14 protein-coding genes are annotated in these 17,765 nt (G+C 72.9%); 7 read left to right on the forward strand and 7 right to left on the reverse strand.

The features are described 5' to 3' along the window. Positions 1-24 precede the first annotated feature (24 nt). Genes CITRI_RS0109330 through CITRI_RS19395 form a run of 5 tightly spaced genes read right to left on the reverse strand, consistent with a single transcriptional unit; the run spans position 25 to position 5,739 of the window. Complete coding sequence (locus tag CITRI_RS0109330; RefSeq protein ID WP_010144496.1) at positions 25-1,335, reverse strand: DUF58 domain-containing protein; 1,311 nt, start codon at positions 1,333-1,335, stop codon at positions 25-27. A 12-nt stretch (positions 1,336-1,347) separates the two neighbouring features. Then, on the reverse strand, positions 1,348-2,385 hold the full coding sequence (locus CITRI_RS0109335; RefSeq protein WP_010144498.1) for a MoxR family ATPase: 1,038 nt from the start codon (positions 2,383-2,385) through the stop codon (positions 1,348-1,350). Then, on the reverse strand, positions 2,382-3,704 hold the full coding sequence (locus tag CITRI_RS18445) for a DUF4350 domain-containing protein (RefSeq protein WP_010144499.1): 1,323 nt from the start codon (positions 3,702-3,704) through the stop codon (positions 2,382-2,384). The genes CITRI_RS0109335 and CITRI_RS18445 overlap by 4 nt, the downstream gene beginning before the upstream one ends. Continuing rightward, positions 3,701-4,381: a DUF4129 domain-containing protein gene (locus tag CITRI_RS17160; protein WP_157998921.1), complete on the reverse strand. Its 681-nt coding sequence runs from the start codon at positions 4,379-4,381 to the stop codon at positions 3,701-3,703. Before CITRI_RS17160 ends, CITRI_RS18445 begins: the two co-directional genes overlap by 4 nt. 47 nt (positions 4,382-4,428) lie before the next feature. After that, positions 4,429-5,739 (reverse strand): hypothetical protein, encoded by a 1,311-nt coding sequence (locus CITRI_RS19395; RefSeq protein ID WP_010144501.1) that lies wholly within the window; start codon positions 5,737-5,739, stop codon positions 4,429-4,431. 234 nt (positions 5,740-5,973) lie between these two features. Between CITRI_RS19395 and mtrA the strand changes: the two genes are divergently transcribed. The 7 genes from mtrA to secA all read left to right on the forward strand — a co-directional run bounded on the left by mtrA (position 5,974) and on the right by secA (position 16,233). Beyond that, on the forward strand, positions 5,974-6,651 hold the full coding sequence (mtrA, locus tag CITRI_RS0109355; protein WP_010144502.1) for an MtrAB system response regulator MtrA: 678 nt from the start codon (positions 5,974-5,976) through the stop codon (positions 6,649-6,651). Between the two features lies 1 nt (position 6,652). Further along, positions 6,653-8,425: an MtrAB system histidine kinase MtrB gene (mtrB, locus tag CITRI_RS17165; RefSeq protein ID WP_237709031.1), complete on the forward strand. Its 1,773-nt coding sequence runs from the start codon at positions 6,653-6,655 to the stop codon at positions 8,423-8,425. Next, a complete protein-coding gene (locus CITRI_RS17170; protein WP_141566044.1) occupies positions 8,422-10,173 on the forward strand; it encodes an LpqB family beta-propeller domain-containing protein in 1,752 nt (583 codons plus the stop codon). Before mtrB ends, CITRI_RS17170 begins: the two co-directional genes overlap by 4 nt. 108 nt (positions 10,174-10,281) lie before the next feature. After that, entirely contained in the window at positions 10,282-11,157 is an 876-nt protein-coding gene (locus tag CITRI_RS17175; protein WP_010144505.1) for a ComF family protein, read from the forward strand. Between the two features lie 163 nt (positions 11,158-11,320). Beyond that, on the forward strand, positions 11,321-12,001 hold the full coding sequence (gene hpf / locus CITRI_RS0109375; protein ID WP_010144506.1) for a ribosome hibernation-promoting factor, HPF/YfiA family: 681 nt from the start codon (positions 11,321-11,323) through the stop codon (positions 11,999-12,001). A gap of 91 nt (positions 12,002-12,092) precedes the next feature. Beyond that, positions 12,093-13,364, forward strand: a complete 1,272-nt coding sequence (locus CITRI_RS0109380) for a winged helix-turn-helix domain-containing protein (protein ID WP_010144507.1) — start codon at positions 12,093-12,095, stop codon at positions 13,362-13,364. Positions 13,365-13,473: 109 nt separating this feature from the next. Further along, positions 13,474-16,233 carry a preprotein translocase subunit SecA gene (gene secA, locus CITRI_RS0109385; RefSeq protein ID WP_010144509.1) on the forward strand — a complete coding sequence of 920 codons (2,760 nt, stop codon included), beginning with the start codon at positions 13,474-13,476 and terminating at the stop codon, positions 16,231-16,233. 40 nt (positions 16,234-16,273) lie between these two features. On the opposite strand, the gene CITRI_RS17180 is transcribed toward secA, so the two are convergent. Further along, positions 16,274-16,822, reverse strand: coding sequence for an Rv3235 family protein (locus CITRI_RS17180; protein ID WP_010144510.1), 549 nt, complete (start codon positions 16,820-16,822; stop codon positions 16,274-16,276). A 98-nt stretch (positions 16,823-16,920) separates the two neighbouring features. Then, entirely contained in the window at positions 16,921-17,709 is a 789-nt protein-coding gene (locus CITRI_RS17185; RefSeq protein WP_010144511.1) for a LysM peptidoglycan-binding domain-containing protein, read from the reverse strand. Positions 17,710-17,765: the final 56 nt, after the last annotated feature.

The raw sequence follows: 17,765 nt of genomic DNA on the forward strand, positions 1-17,765 counted from the left end.
ACCGATGGGCACCGGCCGGACGGCTCAGAGCCTCCCCGCGGCCTTGAGCCGCAGGTAGGCGTCGGCCAGGGCGGGAGGGAGCCGGTGGGGTGGCTCGTCCACCACCTCGACGCCGAGCAGGTTCAGCTCCCGGGCCGCGGCCCGTCGCTCCAGCACCGCGCGCTCGGCGGCCGCCGCGCGGAACGCCGTCTCGACGTCATGCCGGCCCCGGGCCAGCGCGGACAGTCCCGGATCGGCGACGGATGCGACGACCACCTGGTGGCGTGCGGTCAGGGCCGGCAGGACGGGCAGCAGCCCCTCCTGCAGGGCGGCGGTGTCCAGGTCCGTCAGCAGCACCACGAGTGAGCGCTGCCGGGCGACGGCGGCCACCTCCACGGGCACCCGCGACCAGTCGGCGGCGAGCAGCGTGGACTGCACCGGGGCCAGGGCGGTGACCATCCGGTGCAACAGGCTGCCCTTCTCGGTCGAGGACACGCGCGCACGCACCCGGCGGTCCACGGCCACCAGCTCGACCCGGTCACCGCCGGCCGAGGCCAGGGCCGCCAGCAGCAGGGAGGCCTCGATGCCGGTGTCCAGCTTGGGCTCGTCGTCCACGCGCGCGGCCGAGGTGCGCGAGGTGTCCAGCACGATCACCACCCGCCGGTCCCGCTCCGGCCGCCACGTCCGGACCACCACGTCCCGCCGGCGGGCTGTGGCCCGCCAGTCGATCGAGCGGACGTCGTCCCCGCGGACGTAGTCCCGCAGGGAGTCGAACTCCGTGCCGCCGCCCCGCGTCTGGACGGCGGCACGGCCGTCCATCTCGCGCAGGCGGGCCAGCCGGGAGGGCAGGTGGCGCCGGGACCGGAACGGGGGCAGGACGGAGAGCTGCCCGGGCACCGGATGGGTGACCTGACGGGCCGCCACGCCCAACGGCCCCCAGGACCGGACCGTCACCGAGGCACTGCGCAGCGTGCCCCGGCGGCGCGGAACCAGGGTGGTGACCACCCGGCGTCGTTCCCCCGCGGGCACGTCCAGGTCCACCGCGGCGTCTGCGCGGCCGGACGCCGCGAGCTGGCCCGCGGAGGGCTGCCAGGCATCGCGCACGGAGCCGCGCAGCCTGCGCCCGCCGGTCTGGGTGATGAGCAGGGCGTTCTGTACCGGTGCGTCCAGGCGGGTGGAGGCGGGCAGGTCACGGGCGATCAGCACCCCCCGCGGGGAGGCGGCGAGCACCAGGTCCGTCCCGGCCACCAGCACCAGGGCGAGCAGGCACCAGCCCACGGTGTCCATCCCGGGCCGCAGCACCACGGGGAGGAGCAGCGCGAGGGCCAGCGCGAGGAGGCGGCCGGAGAGCACCATGGCGGCGGTGCCTCAGCGGGGCACGGGGACGGTGGCCAGCAGGCCGGAGAGCACCTGGTCGGCCGAGACGCCGTCCAGCTCCGCCTCGGGGCGCAGGGAGACGCGGTGCCGCAGGCACGGCAGGGTCATGGCCTGGACGTCGTCCGGGGTGGTGAAGTCCCGGCCGTTCAGCCACGCCCACGCCGTCGCGGCGTGCAGCAGGGCGGTGGACCCGCGCGGTGAGACGCCCAGCTGGAACGACGGCGAGACGCGGGTGGCCCGGGCCAGGTCCGTGACGTAACCGATCACCCCGGGGCCGGACTGGACCCGGGCCACGGCGCGGCGGGCTGCCCGGACGGTGCCGGCGCCGGCCACGGCGCGAATCCCGGCGCCGGCGAGGTCGGAGGCGTCGAAACCCTCGGCATGGCGGCGCAGGATCTCCACCTCGTCCTCGCGCCCGGGCAGCTCCATGGTCACCTTGAGCAGGAACCGGTCCAACTGGGCCTCCGGCAGCGGATACGTGCCCTCGTACTCCACCGGGTTCTGGGTCGCGGCCACCATGAACGGGTCCGGGAGCGCACGGGAGACGCCGTCCACGGAGACCTGCCGCTCCGCCATCGCCTCCAGCAGGGCGGCCTGCGTCTTGGGCGGGGTGCGGTTGATCTCGTCCGCCAGCAGCAGGTTCGTGAACACCGGCCCGCGGCGGAACTCGAACTCCCCGGACCGGGTGTCATAGACCAGGGAGCCGGTCACGTCACCGGGCATGAGGTCAGGGGTGAACTGCACGCGATGGGTCTCCAGGGACAGGGCGGCGGACAGCGCCCGCACCAGCAGGGTCTTGGCCACCCCGGGCACTCCCTCCAGCAGCACGTGACCGTGGCAGAGCAACCCGACCAGCAGCCCGGTGACGGCCGGTTGCTGCCCGACGACGGCGCGCGAGACCTCCAACCGCACCCGGTCGAGGCTCTCGCGCAGCTCGGCGTCGTCCGGCCGGTCCGGCGAGTCCCGGTGGTCCGGGCGGAACGGGTCGGCCGGCGGGGCCGGCTGCGGATCGGGGTGGGGGATGCTCATGGTGTCCTCGGGTCGGCGTCGGATGGTGTGTCGGCGGCGGCGGCGGCGGTGTCTGTCGTGGCGGATGTGCCGTCCCGCGCGGTTCCCGTGGCCTGCAGGCCACGGTGGACCTCGTCCTCGAGGTCCTGCAGGGCGGCGGCCGCGGCCACCAGGGCCCGGCCGGAGCCGACGTCGTCCACGTCCAGCGCGGAGCCGACCCGGCCGGCGTCCAGGCCGCTCGCCCGGGACGCCGCCGCCACCACCGCCCCGACCGGGGCCGCGGGACCGAGGCGCAGGGCCGAGGCCAGCCGCACGACCGTGGCCGAGCGCAGGGCACGGGCCGCCGCCGCGTACTGGCCGGACCGCTCGTACAGGCGGGCCCGGCCCACGGCCGTCTCCGAGGCCGGCACGATCACCGGCAGCGGCTCCACCGCCAGCGGGCCGTGCCGCCGTCCCCGCCACAACAGCAGCACGAACAGGCAGAGGACCAGCCACAGCCCGGCGGGGCGGACCCAGTCGGGAAGCAACCGGTCCAGGGTGGGAGGTCCGCCGTCCACCGGGACGTCCGCCAGGGAGGGCAGGTACCAGATGACGTCCGTGTCCCGGCCCAGGGTCCACAGGGACAGCACGGCGTGGCCCTCGTCCGCGGCGCCGGCGTTGGCCACCATGTCCCGGTGCCCCAGGACCACGGTGCCCTCGGCGGTGGTCACCACGGCGTACGCGGCCCCGGACGGCCCCGCACCGGTGCCGGGGACCGGGAAGCACTGCTGGCCGGACGGTCCGGTGCGGTAGGACCGTCCCCCCGCGGACACGGACCGGGCCTCGAGGGCCGCGGGCCAGCGGCACTGCTGTCCGGCAGGCAGCGGGGCGCCCTCGGGGACGACACCGCCCTGGCTGACCCCGGGAGCCAGGCCCTGCAGGACGGTCAGCCCCGGTTCGACCAGCACCCGCCGCTCGGGGCCGACCGCCTCGGCGAGTTGCTCCAGCGCCTCGGCGGGCAGGTGTCCGGCCGGGTCGTGGAACAGCACGGGGGCACCGGGGTGGTCTGCGGCCAGGGCCAGGGCCTCCGGCAGTGAGGCGGCCGGATGGACCGCGATCCCGTGCTGGTCCAGGACGCGCGCGACGGCCCTGCCGCCCTCCGGCCGTGCGGAGTCCGTGCCGAGCGGACGGGCACCGGGATCCTGGCGCAGGATCGAGGGCAGCGCGACGAGCACGAGCAGGGCGGCCAGGACGAACCAGATCCGGGCGGCACGCCACCAGCGCCGGACGGCCTGCCCGGTGTCCGGGACGGCGGGAGCGGTGTGGAGTGCGGCGGCCGGACGGGCGGGGGGAGTCCTCATCGCGGTGCCCCCGGGGCGGCTGAACCCGGTCCGGTGACGGCCGGTGCGGTGTGGGTGGTGGGGGCGGACTCCAGCCGTGCGTCGAGCCGGCGGACGGACTCGGCCTGGGCGGCGGTGGCGGAGCGCTCGCCGTAGGCCACGGCGTCGAACACGGCGGCGGCGCCGTGCAGGGCGTCGTGCTCGGCGGGGAAGGCGGCGCCGAGGGCGTGGGCGGCCTCGGTGGCCGTCCGGCCGGGACGGGTGTCCAGCACGGTGCGCACCTCGGCCTGGCGGACCAGGGCCCGGAACCAGGAGACGAGCGCCGCGTCCTGGTCCCCGGCGGCCAGGGCGGCGGCGGCGGCACGCCGGTGGTCCCCGGGGGTCGAGGAACGCTCCGCCAGCACCACGGCGGCCCGCCGGGCCCGTGTGGACGCGTTGGCACGGGGCCGCACCAGCACCAGCACGAGGACGGCGACCACCACGACGACCACCAGCAGCACCCAGCCGGGCAGCGCCGGGACGCCACCGCCGAGGGAGTCGAGCCACTCCAGGAAGCCGGCGGACACCTCTCGCAGCCAGTCCAGGACCGGGTTGGGCGCGGCCTCGGCGTACTCGCGGCCGGCCAGTTCCTCCTGCAGGAGCCGTCGGGCCGCGTCCCGGTCCGGCGGCCAGCCGTCCCGGGCGGCGGGGGAGGGCACGGCCAGCACCGTCGGGACCGGCGGCACGGTGACCGGGGCCAGCGGGATCAGGCCGGCCCGGGAGGCCCGGACGGACGGTGGCGGCCGGGGACCAGGTCCTCGGTGCCGGCCGCCGCCTGGACGTCGCGCACGGTGCTGAACCGCTCGTCGTCGGCCGCGCCGGCCCGGTCGGCCGCCGCGGCCAGGTCCAGGTCGAAGCTCTCGTGCCGGATCCGGTAGTCCACGTACAGCAGGGCGGTGACGCAGGAGAGGAACGCGCGGGTGACGGCGTTGACCAGCGCGGTGACGACGAGCGTCACCAGCATCCAGACCCGGGCGGACTCGAGGGCCTGCTGGACGGAGCCGGGCTCCAGGAAGGGATCACCCAGGCCGCCGATCAGGGACAGCGGCGTGGTGATCACGGAGGAGATGACGCCGACGATGACCGACACCAGCAGCACGATGCCGAAGGTCCGCCACCAGTGCCCGCGGGTCAGGGACCAGGAGCGGCCGACGGCGCGGAACGGGGCGTGCTGCTCCACCGCGACGGCCGCCGGTGCCAGCAGGACCTTGACGTAGAGCCACACCCAGACGACCGCCAGCCCGAGCGAGAGGACGACCAGCAGGATGCCCATCACGGCGGTCGTCGTCGTGTCCCCGGCGGCGGCGCCGGCCACGAGGACGAAGAGGAGTCCCAGGAAGACGACCATGGTCACGGCACCGGCCAGCAGGTACAGCCCGCCCAGCCCCGCCAGCGACCAGGCCTGCCGGCCGGTCAGGCGCCAGGCCTGGCCCAGGGAGGTCCTCAGCCCGGCGGCGGCACGCAGGACGACGACCGACAGCACGCCCTGCGCGATGATCCCCGTGAACAGGGTCACCAGGGCGGCGAGCAGGAGGACGCCCAGGGAGCCGACGAACTGGCCGAGGTACGGACTGGCGAGGGGATCGCCCGCGAACGGGTCCTGACCGGACTCTTCCAGCATGACCAGCTCGAAGGCGGCGTCGAGGAAGGACATGGCGGCCAGGGCGGACAGGATGATCTCGAGCAGCGCCACGATCAGGGCGGTCCCGAAGACGGCCGCGGCGTTGCGCCGGATCGTGGAGAAGGCGCCGCCGAGGATGTCGCCCAGGGCCAGCGGGATCAGCGGGATGGTCCCGGGCCGGCGGGACGGGACGCCGTAGCCCGGCTGCTGGGGGTAGCCGTAGGGGGACTGGTCCACGGGCCGGCCGTGGGGATCGTGGGCGGGCGGCTGGGGCTGTCCGTAGGGGTCGTACCCGGGGCCCGACGCCGGCGCACCCCAGCCGGACGGCTGGTCCGGGCCGTACGGGCCGGGCCGGTCCCGGTGGTCGTCGTCGCGTGGCTCGTGCTGGTGGTCCACCGGAAGGTCCCCTCGTGAATGGTCCTGGGCCGTACCCTGGCACGGCCGGCGGGGCAGCGCGGAGAACCACGGCACGCCCCGGTCAGGACCGACTATATCGGCCGTCGCCCCCCTGGTCGGATAGGGTGGGACAGATGGCCGACCGGGCCGGTCCTGTGGGCCACCGCGAGGCTCCGGCGGTCGCGCAGAGCGGCCCGTCCGGGTGAGGACGTGAGGCAGGGGAGGAAGTATCCGGTGAAGGCCAGAATCCTGGTGGTCGACGACGACGAGGCGCTGTCGGAGATGATCGGCATCGTGCTGCGCAATGACGGGTTCGAACCGACCTTCTGTGCGGACGGCGCCCAGGCGCTGGACATGTTCCGCTCCACCCGGCCGGACCTGGTCCTGCTGGACCTGATGCTGCCGGGCATGGACGGGATCGAGGTGTGCAAGGCGATCCGCGGCGAGTCGGACACCCCCATCGTGATGCTCACCGCCAAGTCCGACACCTCGGACGTGGTGCGCGGCCTCGAGGCCGGTGCGGACGACTACGTGCCCAAGCCCTTCAAGCCCGCCGAGCTCGTGGCCCGGGTCCGGGCGCGGTTGCGCGAGGGCGAGCAGCGCGCGCCGGAGACACTGAAGATCGCGGACCTGAGCATCGACGTCGCGGGCCACCAGGTGACCCGCGGGGACTCCTCGATCCCGCTGACCCCGCTGGAGTTCGACCTGCTGGTCGCGCTGGCCCGCAAGCCCTGGCAGGTCTTCACCCGCGAGATGCTGCTGGAGGAGGTCTGGGGCTACCGGCACCAGGCGGACACCCGGCTGGTGAACGTGCACGTCCAGCGGTTGCGGTCCAAGGTGGAGAAGGACCCGGAGAACCCCCAGGTCGTCCTGACCGTCCGGGGCGTCGGATACAAGGCAGGCCAGGCCTGAGTTGACCGAGGGCCCGGCGTCCGCCCCTGAGCAGGCGGAAGCAGACAGCTCCGGCCTCGGGTCTCGGGCCCGAGACGCGGCCGGCACGGTCCGGCGCGCCGTGCACCGGCGGTGGGCCGCCTCGCTGCAGCTGCGCACGGTGGTCATCACCGCGGTGCTCACCATGGTCTCGGCCGCCGTGCTGGCGCTGTTCCTGACCCAGCAGATCACCTCGGGCCTGTTCCAGTCCCGATTCGACCAGGTGGAGGCGGAGTCGAACCGCGGCCTGAGCACCGCGCGCTCGATCTTCGGCAACAGCGTCTCCTCGGACCCGGACGACACCGTCCAACTGGTCGAGGACACCCTGAACTCCCTCGCCGGACAGACCGGCGCCACGGTGGGCCGGGACCTGCTGCTGATCCCGATCGAGCAGTCGCAGAACCTGTACGTGGGGACCCGGACCACGAACAACCTGGACGCCGACGTCATCCCCGAGGCGCTCGCCCAGGCCGTCCAGGACGGGACGGGGACGTACTGGCAGTCGATCTCGTTGCCGGACTCCGGGGGCGGCACCACTCCCGGCCTGGCGTTCGGCACCCGGGTGACCCTTCCTCCCGGGAACGTCTATGCCCTGTACATGGTCTACGACCTCTCCAGCGTGCAGCAGACGCTGGACTACCTGATGCGTGTGCTGGTCGTCGCCGGCGCGATGCTGGTGATGATGAACTCGCTGATCGCGGTCTACGTCACCCGGGCCGTGGTGCGCCCCGTGAGCCAGGCGGCGCTGACCGCCGAGTCGCTGTCCTCCGGGGACCTGAGCGTCCGGATGCCGGTCCACGGGGAGGACGAGATGGCCCGGCTGGGGACGTCCTTCAACCGGATGGCGGACAACATCCAGGACCAGATCACGCAACTGGCGGAACTGTCCCAGATCCAGCAGCGCTTCGTCTCGGACGTCTCGCACGAGCTGCGCACCCCGCTGACCACGGTGCGGATGGCCGCCGAGGTCCTGTACGACTCGCGCGAGGACTTCGACCCCGTCAACCGGCGCTCCACGGAACTGCTCTACCACCAGGTGGAGCGCTTCCAGGCGCTGCTGGCGGACCTGCTGGAGATCACCCGCTTCGATGCCGGTGCGGCCACCGTGGCCGCCGAGAGGACCGACCTGCTGCACCTCGCCGCGGACGTCGTCCTGACGGCCCAGCCGCTGGCCAGCAAGGCGGACACCGAGGTGTTCCTGGTGCCCAGCGGCACCGACGTCACCGCCGAGGTGGACCCCCGGCGCATCGAACGGATCGTGCGGAACCTCATCAACAACGCGATCGAGCACGGGGAGGGACGCCCGGTGGACGTGCTCCTCGGATCGGACGAGGACTCGGTGGCCATCATCGTGCGGGACCACGGCATCGGGATGTCCGCCGAACAGGCCTCCCGCGTCTTCGACCGGTTCTGGCGGGCGGACCCGGCCCGGGCCCGGACCACCGGTGGATCCGGGCTGGGACTGTCCATCGCCACCGAGGACACCCGGTTGCACCGCGGCCGGCTCGACGCCTGGGGAGAACCGGGCGAGGGATCCGCCTTCCGGCTGACCATCCCGCGGCGCAGCGGTGATGCGGTGGGCGAGGGCTCGCCCCTGGAGCTGCCGCCGGTGTACACCGAGGACCAGCGGCGCCGGCCCACGGACATCGAGAGCACGGAACCGGCGGGGACGGCCGGCCTGGTCCTGCCGGACCGTGTCCACGAACAGGCACTGGTCCGGCGGCCACCCGAGACGCCGACCGAGGAGGTGCGGTGAACACGACGCGGACGACCCGACGAACGGCAGCACGGAACCCCGGCCACCCGGTGCGGTGGCGGTGGCTGGTCCTGCTCGTGGCCGGGCTGCTCGTCCTCAGCGGCTGCGCCCGGTTGCCGCAGGGCGGTCCCGTGGGCACCTCGGAGCCCCTGGCCGGGAACGACAACCAGGTCAACTACACCTTCACTCCCGCGGGGCCGTCCGAGGGGGACAGCCCGGAGGAGATCATCCGCGGCTTCCTCACCGCCGGCACCGGGGTCCAGGACGACTACGCCACGGCCCGCGAGTTCCTCACCGAGGACGCGGCCGCCGCGTGGCAGCCGAATGCCCGGACGCTGGTCTACACCTCCGAACCGACGCTCGTCCCCTCGGCCACGGACAACGTGTACACCGTGCAGATGGAGGTCGAGTCGGTGGTGGACGACCGCGGCATCATGAGCCGCATGCCCGCGAACACCACCGAGGCGGCGGAGTTCGAGGTGACCGAGGTGGACGGGCAGTGGCGGATCACCCGGGCGCCGGCCGGCGTCGTCCTGGAGACCACCCAGTTCCGGGCCCTGTTCGGCTCCCACGAGCTCTACTTCTATGACCAGTCGTACCAGTTCGCCGTGCCGGACGTGCGCTGGTTCCTGAACCGTCCCGGCACGGCCGCGGACATCGTCGATGCCCTGCTCGACGGGCCGGCGCCGTACCTGGAGGGAGCGGTGCGCACCGCATTCCAGTCCGGGTCCGAGCTCGCCCGGCCCTCCGTGCCGATCAGCGGCGGTGCGGCCAAGGTCGACTTCACCCAGCAGACCCTCGAGGGCACCGACGGACTGACCCGTCACCGGATGCAGCAGCAGCTCGAGCTCACCCTCGGCGGTCTCAACAACGTCTCCACGGTGGAGCTGTCCGTCGACCTCGACCCCATCGACCTCGGTCCGGCCCCGGACGGTTTCGTCACCGCGCGCGTCAACCCGAGCGTGGGTTCCACCCAGGTGGCCGTGGCCGACGGGCAGCTGGTCTACTACGAGGGAGATGCCGCCGTCCCGGTCGGTGGCCTCCGGATCGACGCCGGCGAGCCGCCCGCGCTGCCGGCCATGAGCCTGGACGGCACCCGGTTCGCGTTCCTCAACCCCGACCGCGACCAGATGCGCACCGCGGACACGGACGGTTCCCAGCGACTGGTCCTGCAGGGGCGCGACCTCACCCGGCCCAGCTTCGACCTCTCCGGCTGGGTCTGGACCGTTGACCACGCCCAGGGCACCCGCGTGATGGCCATCGACGCCGGCACGGGGGGCGCCGGAGACGAGGCCACGCGTGAGATCAGCGCCGAGTGGATCGGAGACCGGCAGGTCTCGGCGCTGAGGATCTCGCGGGACGGCACGCGTGCGGCCATCGTGGCCGGCGAGGGGGAGTCCAACCACCTCTACCTCGCCGGGGTCATCCGCGACTCCGAGGGCGTGCCGCGCGGACTGGGTGCGCCGGTACGGCTCGAGCCGACCGTCCCGATCACCGAGGTCACCTGGCTCTCCGACCAGGAACTCGTGGTGGCCTCCACCAGTCCCAACGAGCCGGTGGAGGCACAGGTGGTCGGCTTCGACGGGTCCCTGCGGACCCTCAAGCCCCTGCTCGGCATGACCGGCCTCTCGACCGGGCCTGCGGACAACCCGATCTACGCCGAGACCGCAGAGGCCGTCCACGCCCTCGCGGGGTCCACGTGGCGGTCCCAGGCGGGAGTGGCCGAGGACCTGGCCTTCCCGGGCTGATCCTCCGGGGCGGTCCGCCCCACTCCACACGTGCCCGGCCGGTGGGCGTGGTCCACCACCGGCGTCCGCGCGCGCCGGCCGGGTGGACGGGGAAGACAGGATGGCGCCATGAACCCGTGGCCCCGTTCCCTCGCCCCCGCACTGGACCGGCTCGTCCGGATGCCGGCCGTCCGGACGGTCGGGTGCGCCGCGAGGGAACTGGCCGGACTGCTGCTGCCGGTGGAGTGCGCCGTGTGCGGTGTCCAGGACGGTGCGGTCTGCCCCGCGTGCGCCGATCAGCTCGCCGGCTCGGTGCTGCACCCGTTCCGGGCCGAACGGGACGCCGCCGCGCTACCGCTGGTGTCCGTGGATCCCGACGCCGGAATGGTTCCGCTGGCGGTGGTGGCCGCGGGCCGGTACGGCGGCCCCCTGGCGCGGGCGTTGCTGGGGTTCAAGGACCACGGCCGCACGCCGGTCGGCCGGCACCTGCGCCCGGCGGTGCACCGGGCGCTGGCCGCCGTCCCCTCGCTGCTGGGTGATCAGGCACCGTGCGGGTCCGGGGTCACCTGGACGGCACCGGCCCTACTGGTCCCGGTCCCGGGGAGTGCGGTCGGTTTCCGGCGGCGGGGATACGACCCGGTGGCCGAACTGCTGACCGGACCACTCCCCGCCGGCTGGGAACTGGCTCCCGGGCTGTTGCGCCATGCCCGTGGGCGCACGGGAGCACGGGCGCGCGGACGACCGGGGCGGACCGCCAGTCATGCCGGGACGGCCTCCACCCTGCGCCGCCACCGTAACGCCGGGCGGTTCCGCGCGACCGGCCGGGCCCATCGGGCCCAGGGGCGCCCCGTGGTGCTGTTCGACGACGTGATGACCACCGGGTCCACCCTCGCCGCCGCCTGGCACGCCCTGGACGGGCTGGGCTTGAGGCCCGCCGCGGCGGTGGTCCTCGCGGCTGTCACGGCCCCCGGATCCGGACCCGCTGAGGGACTTAACTCCGGGTGAAGAACCGACTAGGCTGAGTGTGCGGAACCCGGGAGGGAACCGTCAGAGGCGGCAGGAAGGAGGAGTTCTTCCCGCCGCCGATGTGCATTAAGGGGCCGGTCGGTACCCCGGCCCCCGGTGCAACACCACTGTTCGGATGGCCGCGAGGCCCTAGGAGGACATCATGACCATGGACGTCAGCTACGTTGCCCGCAACGTGTCGATCCCGGACCGGTTCCGGGACTACGCCCAGGAGAAGTTCAGCAAGATCGAGCAGCTCGCGCAGCGTGCTCAACGGCTGGAGATCAAGGTCACCAAGCAGTCCAACCACCGCCATTCGGGCCAGAACCTGACCGTGGAGCTGACGGTGCAGGGCAAGGGCAAGGTCATCCGGGCCGAGGCCCAGTCCGACGACAAGTTCGCGGCCTTCGACCTGGCGTTCGGCAAGCTCCTGGAGCGCCTGCGGAGGCTCCGCGACCGGCAGAAGGACCGTCAGCACCAGCGCGTGTCCGTCGCCGACGCGACGGCGGCGCTGCCCGTGATCGATGCGGAGCGGTCGCTCGTGGACCAGGTCAAGGCGGAGCAGGCAGCGCAGGAGGGCGTCCAGGGCGAGAAGAACGGCGAGGCGCCGGTGACGATCCGCAAGAAGGTCTTCCCCGCCCAGCCCATGACCGTCCATGACGCCGTGGACGCGATGGAGATGGTCGGCCACGATTTCTACCTGTTCGTCGACGAGGAGTCCGGACGGCCCTCGGCGATCTACCGGCGCAAGGGCTGGTCGTACGGCGTCATCGCCCTCGACGCGGAGCATCCGGACGCCGAACCCCGCGAGGAGGAGATCGGCTACCGGGCGGCCGCCGTCTGAGACCCCGCGAACCCCTGAGCGCAGTGCCCGTCCCGGCAGGGGCGGGCACTGCCCCTGTCCGGACCAGTCCGACCACGAGGCCCGACCGCCCATGACGTCCACCCCACCCGCCCTGAGCGCCTCCGAGGCCCGGCGCACCGTCCTGGCCGCTCAGCTGCTGGACCGCCCGCGCCGCCCCGGGCCGGTGACCGGCCGCCGGATCAGGACGGTGCTGGACCGGCTGAACGTGGTGCAGATCGACTCCGTGAACGTGCTGGCCCGGGCGCACTACGTGCCCCTCTACAGCAGGCTCGGACCGTACGAGACGGCGGGGCTGGACCGCGTCTGGCACCGGGCCCCGCGTGACTGGACCGAGTACTGGGCCCACGAGGCCTCCCTCGTGCCGACCCGGTTGCGGCCCGCGCTCATGGCCGTCCAGCGCCGCACGTGGATGTCCGCCACGGAGCTGGACGCCGCACTGCGGGAGGACCTGTCCGATCGGATCCTGGCGCTGCTGGAGACCTCCCGGCCCCTGACGGCCCGGCAGGTCCAGGACCGACTGGGAGACCACGGTCGGCATGAGGGGCACTGGGGCTGGAACTGGACCGTGGTCAAGCGCGTCCTCGAGGATCTCTTCGCCTCCGGACGCGTCGCCAGCGCCGGACGGAACGCTCAGTTCGAGCGCCGGTTCTTCCCTGCCTCACGGCTCACCCCGGACGTCGGGGAGCCGGACGCCCACGCGGCCGCCGTCGAGCTCGTCCGGGCCGCCTCGCGGGCCCTGGGCGTGGCCACCGACGCCTCACTGGCCGACTACTACCGCATCCACGTCACGGCCGCCCGCGCCGCCGCCCGCGAGCTGCACCGCGAGGGCGTCCTGGAACCGGTCGGACTGCCGGGCACCGGCGGGCGGACCGTGCCCGCCTGGCGCCACGTGGCGGCGGTCACGCCCCGGTGGGCCACCGGCCGCGCCCTGGTGAGCCCCTTCGACCCCCTGGTGTTCCATCGTCCGCGGGTGGAGGACCTGTTCGGGGTCCGGTACCGCCTGGGGATCTACACTCCCGCGGCCAGGCGCACCCGCGGTTACTACTCCCTGCTGTTCCTGCTGGGGGAGCGGCTGGCCGCCCAGGTCGACCTCAAGGCTGATCGCCCGTCAGGGGTGCTGCTGGTGCGCGGGGCCTGGTGGGAGGACCCCGCCGGGCTGCCCGGCGGGACCGTTGCGCGCGACCGGACGGCCGACGTCGGGCACGTGGCCGGGGAGCTGGCCGCCGAACTGAACGAGCTGGCTGCGTGGCTGGCCCTGGGGGACGTGGTCGTCGAACCGGACGCGGACGGGGACCTGACCCGGGACGTGGCGTGGGCGTTGAGGAAGCTCCAAGGGTTTTGATCGTAGACTGTGCTGGTATCCCGGACCGGTGCGCCGGATCGCCCGGGGTACCCAGAGCGCAACCCATATCGACGCACCCGGGACACCGGGGAACAGGGAGTCCAGGCACGTGGCATCTTTCATCGAACGGATCCTCAAGACCGGGGACAAGAAAGTCCTCAAGCGCCTGAGGGGATTCGCGGACGCCATCAACGTCCTCGAGGACGAGTTCCGTGAGATGACCGACGCCGACCTGCGCGCCGAGACCGAGGCGTTCCGGGAGCGGCTCGCCGCGGGCGAGACGCTCGACTCCCTGCTGCCCGAGGCCTTCGCCGCCGTGCGGGAGGCCGCCAGCCGGACCCTGGGCCAGCGCCACTACGACGTGCAGCTGATGGGTGGGGCCGCCCTGCACCTGGGCAACATCGCCGAGATGAAGACCGGTGAGGGCAAGACCCTCGTCGCCACGCTGCCGGCCTACCTGAACGCGCTGACCGGCAAGGGCGTGCATGTCATCACCGTCAACGACTACCTGGCCTCCTATCAGTCCGAGCTGATGGGGCGCGTGTTCCGTTTCCTGGGCATGGAGACCGGCTGCATCGTGGCCAACCAGGACCCGGCGACCCGGCGCGCACAGTACGCCGCGGACATCACCTACGGCACGAACAACGAGTTCGGCTTCGACTACCTGCGCGACAACATGGCCTGGTCCAAGGACGAACTGGTCCAGCGCGGCCACCACTTCGCGATCGTTGACGAGGTCGACTCCATCCTCATCGACGAGGCCCGCACCCCGCTGATCATCTCCGGCCCGGCCCAGGGGGACGCCAGCCGCTGGTACACCGAGTTCGCCAAGCTGGTGAAGAGGCTGACCCTGGACGAGGACTACGAGGTCGACGAGAAGAAGAAGACCGTCGGCGTGCTCGAGCCCGGTATCGAGAAGGTCGAGGACTGGCTGGGGATCACCAACCTGTACGAGTCCGCGAACACCCCGCTGATCCAGTACCTGAACAACGCCATCAAGGCCAAGGAACTGTTCAAGAAGGACAAGGACTACGTCGTCATGGGCGGCGAGGTCAATATCGTGGACGAGCACACCGGCCGTGTCCTGTCCGGACGCCGGTACAACGAGGGCATGCACCAGGCCATCGAGGCCAAGGAGGGCGTGCAGATCAAGGCGGAGAACCAGACCCTGGCCACCGTCACCCTGCAGAACTACTTCCGGCTCTACGAGAAGCTCTCCGGCATGACCGGCACGGCCGAGACCGAGGCCGGCGAGTTCATGTCCACCTACAAGCTGGGCGTGGTGCCCATCCCGTCCAACCGGCCGATCCAGCGCCAGGACAAGACGGACCTGATCTACAAGAACGAGGTCGCGAAGTTCGACGCGGTGGTCCAGGACATCGCCGAGCGCCACGAGGCCGGCCAGCCCGTACTGGTGGGCACCACCTCGGTGGAGAAGTCCGAGTACCTGTCCAAGCTGCTGGCCAAGGCGGGTATCCGGCACGAGGTGCTCAACGCCAAGAACCACGCCCGTGAGGCCGCGATCGTCGCCCAGGCCGGCCGTAAGGGCGCGGTGACCGTGGCCACCAACATGGCCGGGCGCGGAACGGACATCATGCTCGGTGGCAACGCCGAGTTCAACGCCGTGGCGGAGATGCAGAGGCGAGGGCTGGACCCGGAGGAGAACGCGGAGGAGTACGAGCGCCTCTGGGACGAGGTCCTCGCGGCCGCCAAGGAGGGCGTGCAGAAGGAGCACGAGGAGGTGCTCGCACTCGGGGGGCTCTACGTGCTGGGCACGGAGCGCCACGAGTCGCGGCGCATCGACAACCAGCTGCGCGGCCGCTCCGGGCGACAGGGCGACCCCGGCGAGTCCCGGTTCTACCTGTCCCTGACCGATGACCTGATGCGCCTGTTCAACCCGGCCGCCGCCTCCCGGATCATGAACTCCGCCTCGGTGCCGGACGACATGGCCCTGGAGTCGAAGATGGTCTCCTCCGCCATCGCCAACGCGCAGCAGCAGGTGGAGTCCCGCAACACCGAGCAGCGCAAGAACGTGCTGAAGTACGACGACGTGATGAACCGCCAGCGCCAGGCCATCTACACCGACCGGCGGCAGATCCTCGAGGGGGAGGACCTGCACGAGAAGGTCCAGCACTTCCTCGAGGACGCGGTCTCGACCATGGTGGACGAGAGCACCGCCGTGGGCCACGCAGGGGAATGGGACCTGGAGCAGCTGTGGACCGACCTGCGGCAGATGTACCCGGTGGGGGTCACCATCGAGGAGGTCCTCGAGGAGGTCGGCGGGCTGACCAAGCTCAAGGCGGCCGACCTCAAGCGGGAACTGACCTCGGATGCCAAGCTGGCCTACGAGGACCGGGAGAAGGCGATCGGCGCGGAGACCATGCGCGAACTGGAGCGCCGGGTGGTGCTCTCCGTGATCGGCCGGAAGTGGCAGGACCACCTGTACGAGATGGACTACCTCAAGGAGGGCATCGGGCTGCGCTCGATGGCCCAGCGTGACCCCCTGGTCGAGTACCAGCGCGAGGGGTACATCATGTTCCAGTCCATGATGGAGGCCATCCGCGAGGAGTCCGTGGGCTACCTGTTCAACCTCGAGGTGCAGACGGCCCCGGCCCCGACCTCCCTGCCCGGCGTGAAGGACGCGCGCGGTGCCACGATGACCCCGGTACTGAACGTCAAGGGCCTCGAGGCGCCGCAGCAGCCGGCAACCCTGCGCTTCTCTGCTCCCTCCGACTCCGGCGAGGTCACCACCGAGGTACGCCGCACCGGGACCACCGACGCGGATGGCCGGCGCGGTGAGGGCGAGACGGCCGGCGCCGGAGGACGGGGCGCCGCGTCCTCGAAGAAGGGCCGCAAGCGCCGGCGCTGACCTGGCACCGAACCGAGGCCGACCCGGCGTCCGAGCACGCTCAGCCGAGTTCGAGCGCGGTGACCTTCCACCGGTCGCGGTGGCGCTCGATCCGCAGGGCCATGGCCCGGACGCGATCCGGCAACTGGATGGTGGCGCTGGCCTCGTAGACCCCGTCTCCTGCGGGACAGCAGCGGGATCCCAGGGCCTGTGGCGCGCCCGCAGCGCCGCGGTCAGGCCGGATCCGGCGGGCCAGTTCCGCCCGTCGGGTCATCTTGCCGTAGGTCGGCAGGTCCAGCCATGCCGAGAGCTGGCGCGCCGGCCGGAGACCGAGCTCGGCCTCGACGCAGGCCAGGGCGACGATCCGGGCCAGGGACCTGATGTGCCGGTCCTCTTCTCGACGCCGTTCGGCGAGGGCCCGTTCGGAGGGCGTCGAGACCGGGGCGGCCTGAGGCCCGGGGGACCACGCTGGACGTGAGGTACCGGAGCCGGGGCGCCCGACGGCGTGGGCTCCTCCGTGGGCGGACCGGGGCGGCAGGGCCGGTGGCACCGTGGACACGGTGAGCGGACCGGGGGTGCGGTGGGTCGCGGTCGAGTGGGTGGTGGACATCGTTCCTCCGATGGGTCGGTCGAACCGTGCTGGGGGTCAGGTGTGGGGGATCCAGGGCGCGCGGGACGTGCCCAGCGCGCGTGCCCGAACCGGCCCGTTCAGGACACCGGGGGTGCCTGGAGGACCGTTCCGGGGGCCAGGACGTCCGCGTCGGCTCCGATGACCGGCCGATTGAGCTGATACCACTGCCGCCACCTGCGGTCGATCTCCAGCTCGGTGGCGTACGGACCGAGTTCCTCGGCGGCGATGTCCCAGAGGCAGTCACCGGCGCGCACGGTGACCGACCTGGGCGCCGTGCTGCGGCCCTGGTGCCCGGCCCCGGGGACCGAGGGGGCCGGAGCGGACGGTCGCCAGGTCGGCGACGGGACGCCGGCGGAGGGAGACGGCGTCCCGGACGGTGTCTCGCGCGACGCGGCCATCCAACCGGGCCGGGGGACGGGTACGGTCAGGGCGGCGGACTGCTGCCGGGCCACGGAGAGGTGCTGCCCCGGGGCTGTGCCGACCCCGGAGAGGTCGTCGGTCGCCGCCCAGGAGCCGGGGGCGACCAGCAGGTTGAGGCCCAGGACCGACGCGGCCACCCTGCGCAGGAACCGCGGTGACAGGGCCTGTCCGTACCGGACCAGCCGGACCGAGCGCGACCGTTGACCGAGTGCCGTCAGGGCCGTGCCGATCAGCGCCACGAACCACCAGGCGGCCAGCAGTGCGCCCGTCCCCGCGCAGGCCGAGGCCACCAGGACCTCGACCGCCTGCAGTCCGGAGACGGCCTCGGCAGAGAGTCCGGTGGACCCGAACCACCACAACAACGGGCCGGTCGCCGTCGCCAATGCGGTCAGGGCGACGTCGTCGCCCCGCGGGGCGATTCGATGGTGCGGTGATGAGGCGTCCACGGGGCTTCCCTTCGGTGGTGTGGCCTGCGCCGACTCGTTCAACGGCCGGTGAACCT

This window comes from Citricoccus sp. CH26A (assembly GCF_000224415.1).
Classification (GTDB): domain Bacteria; phylum Actinomycetota; class Actinomycetes; order Actinomycetales; family Micrococcaceae; genus Citricoccus.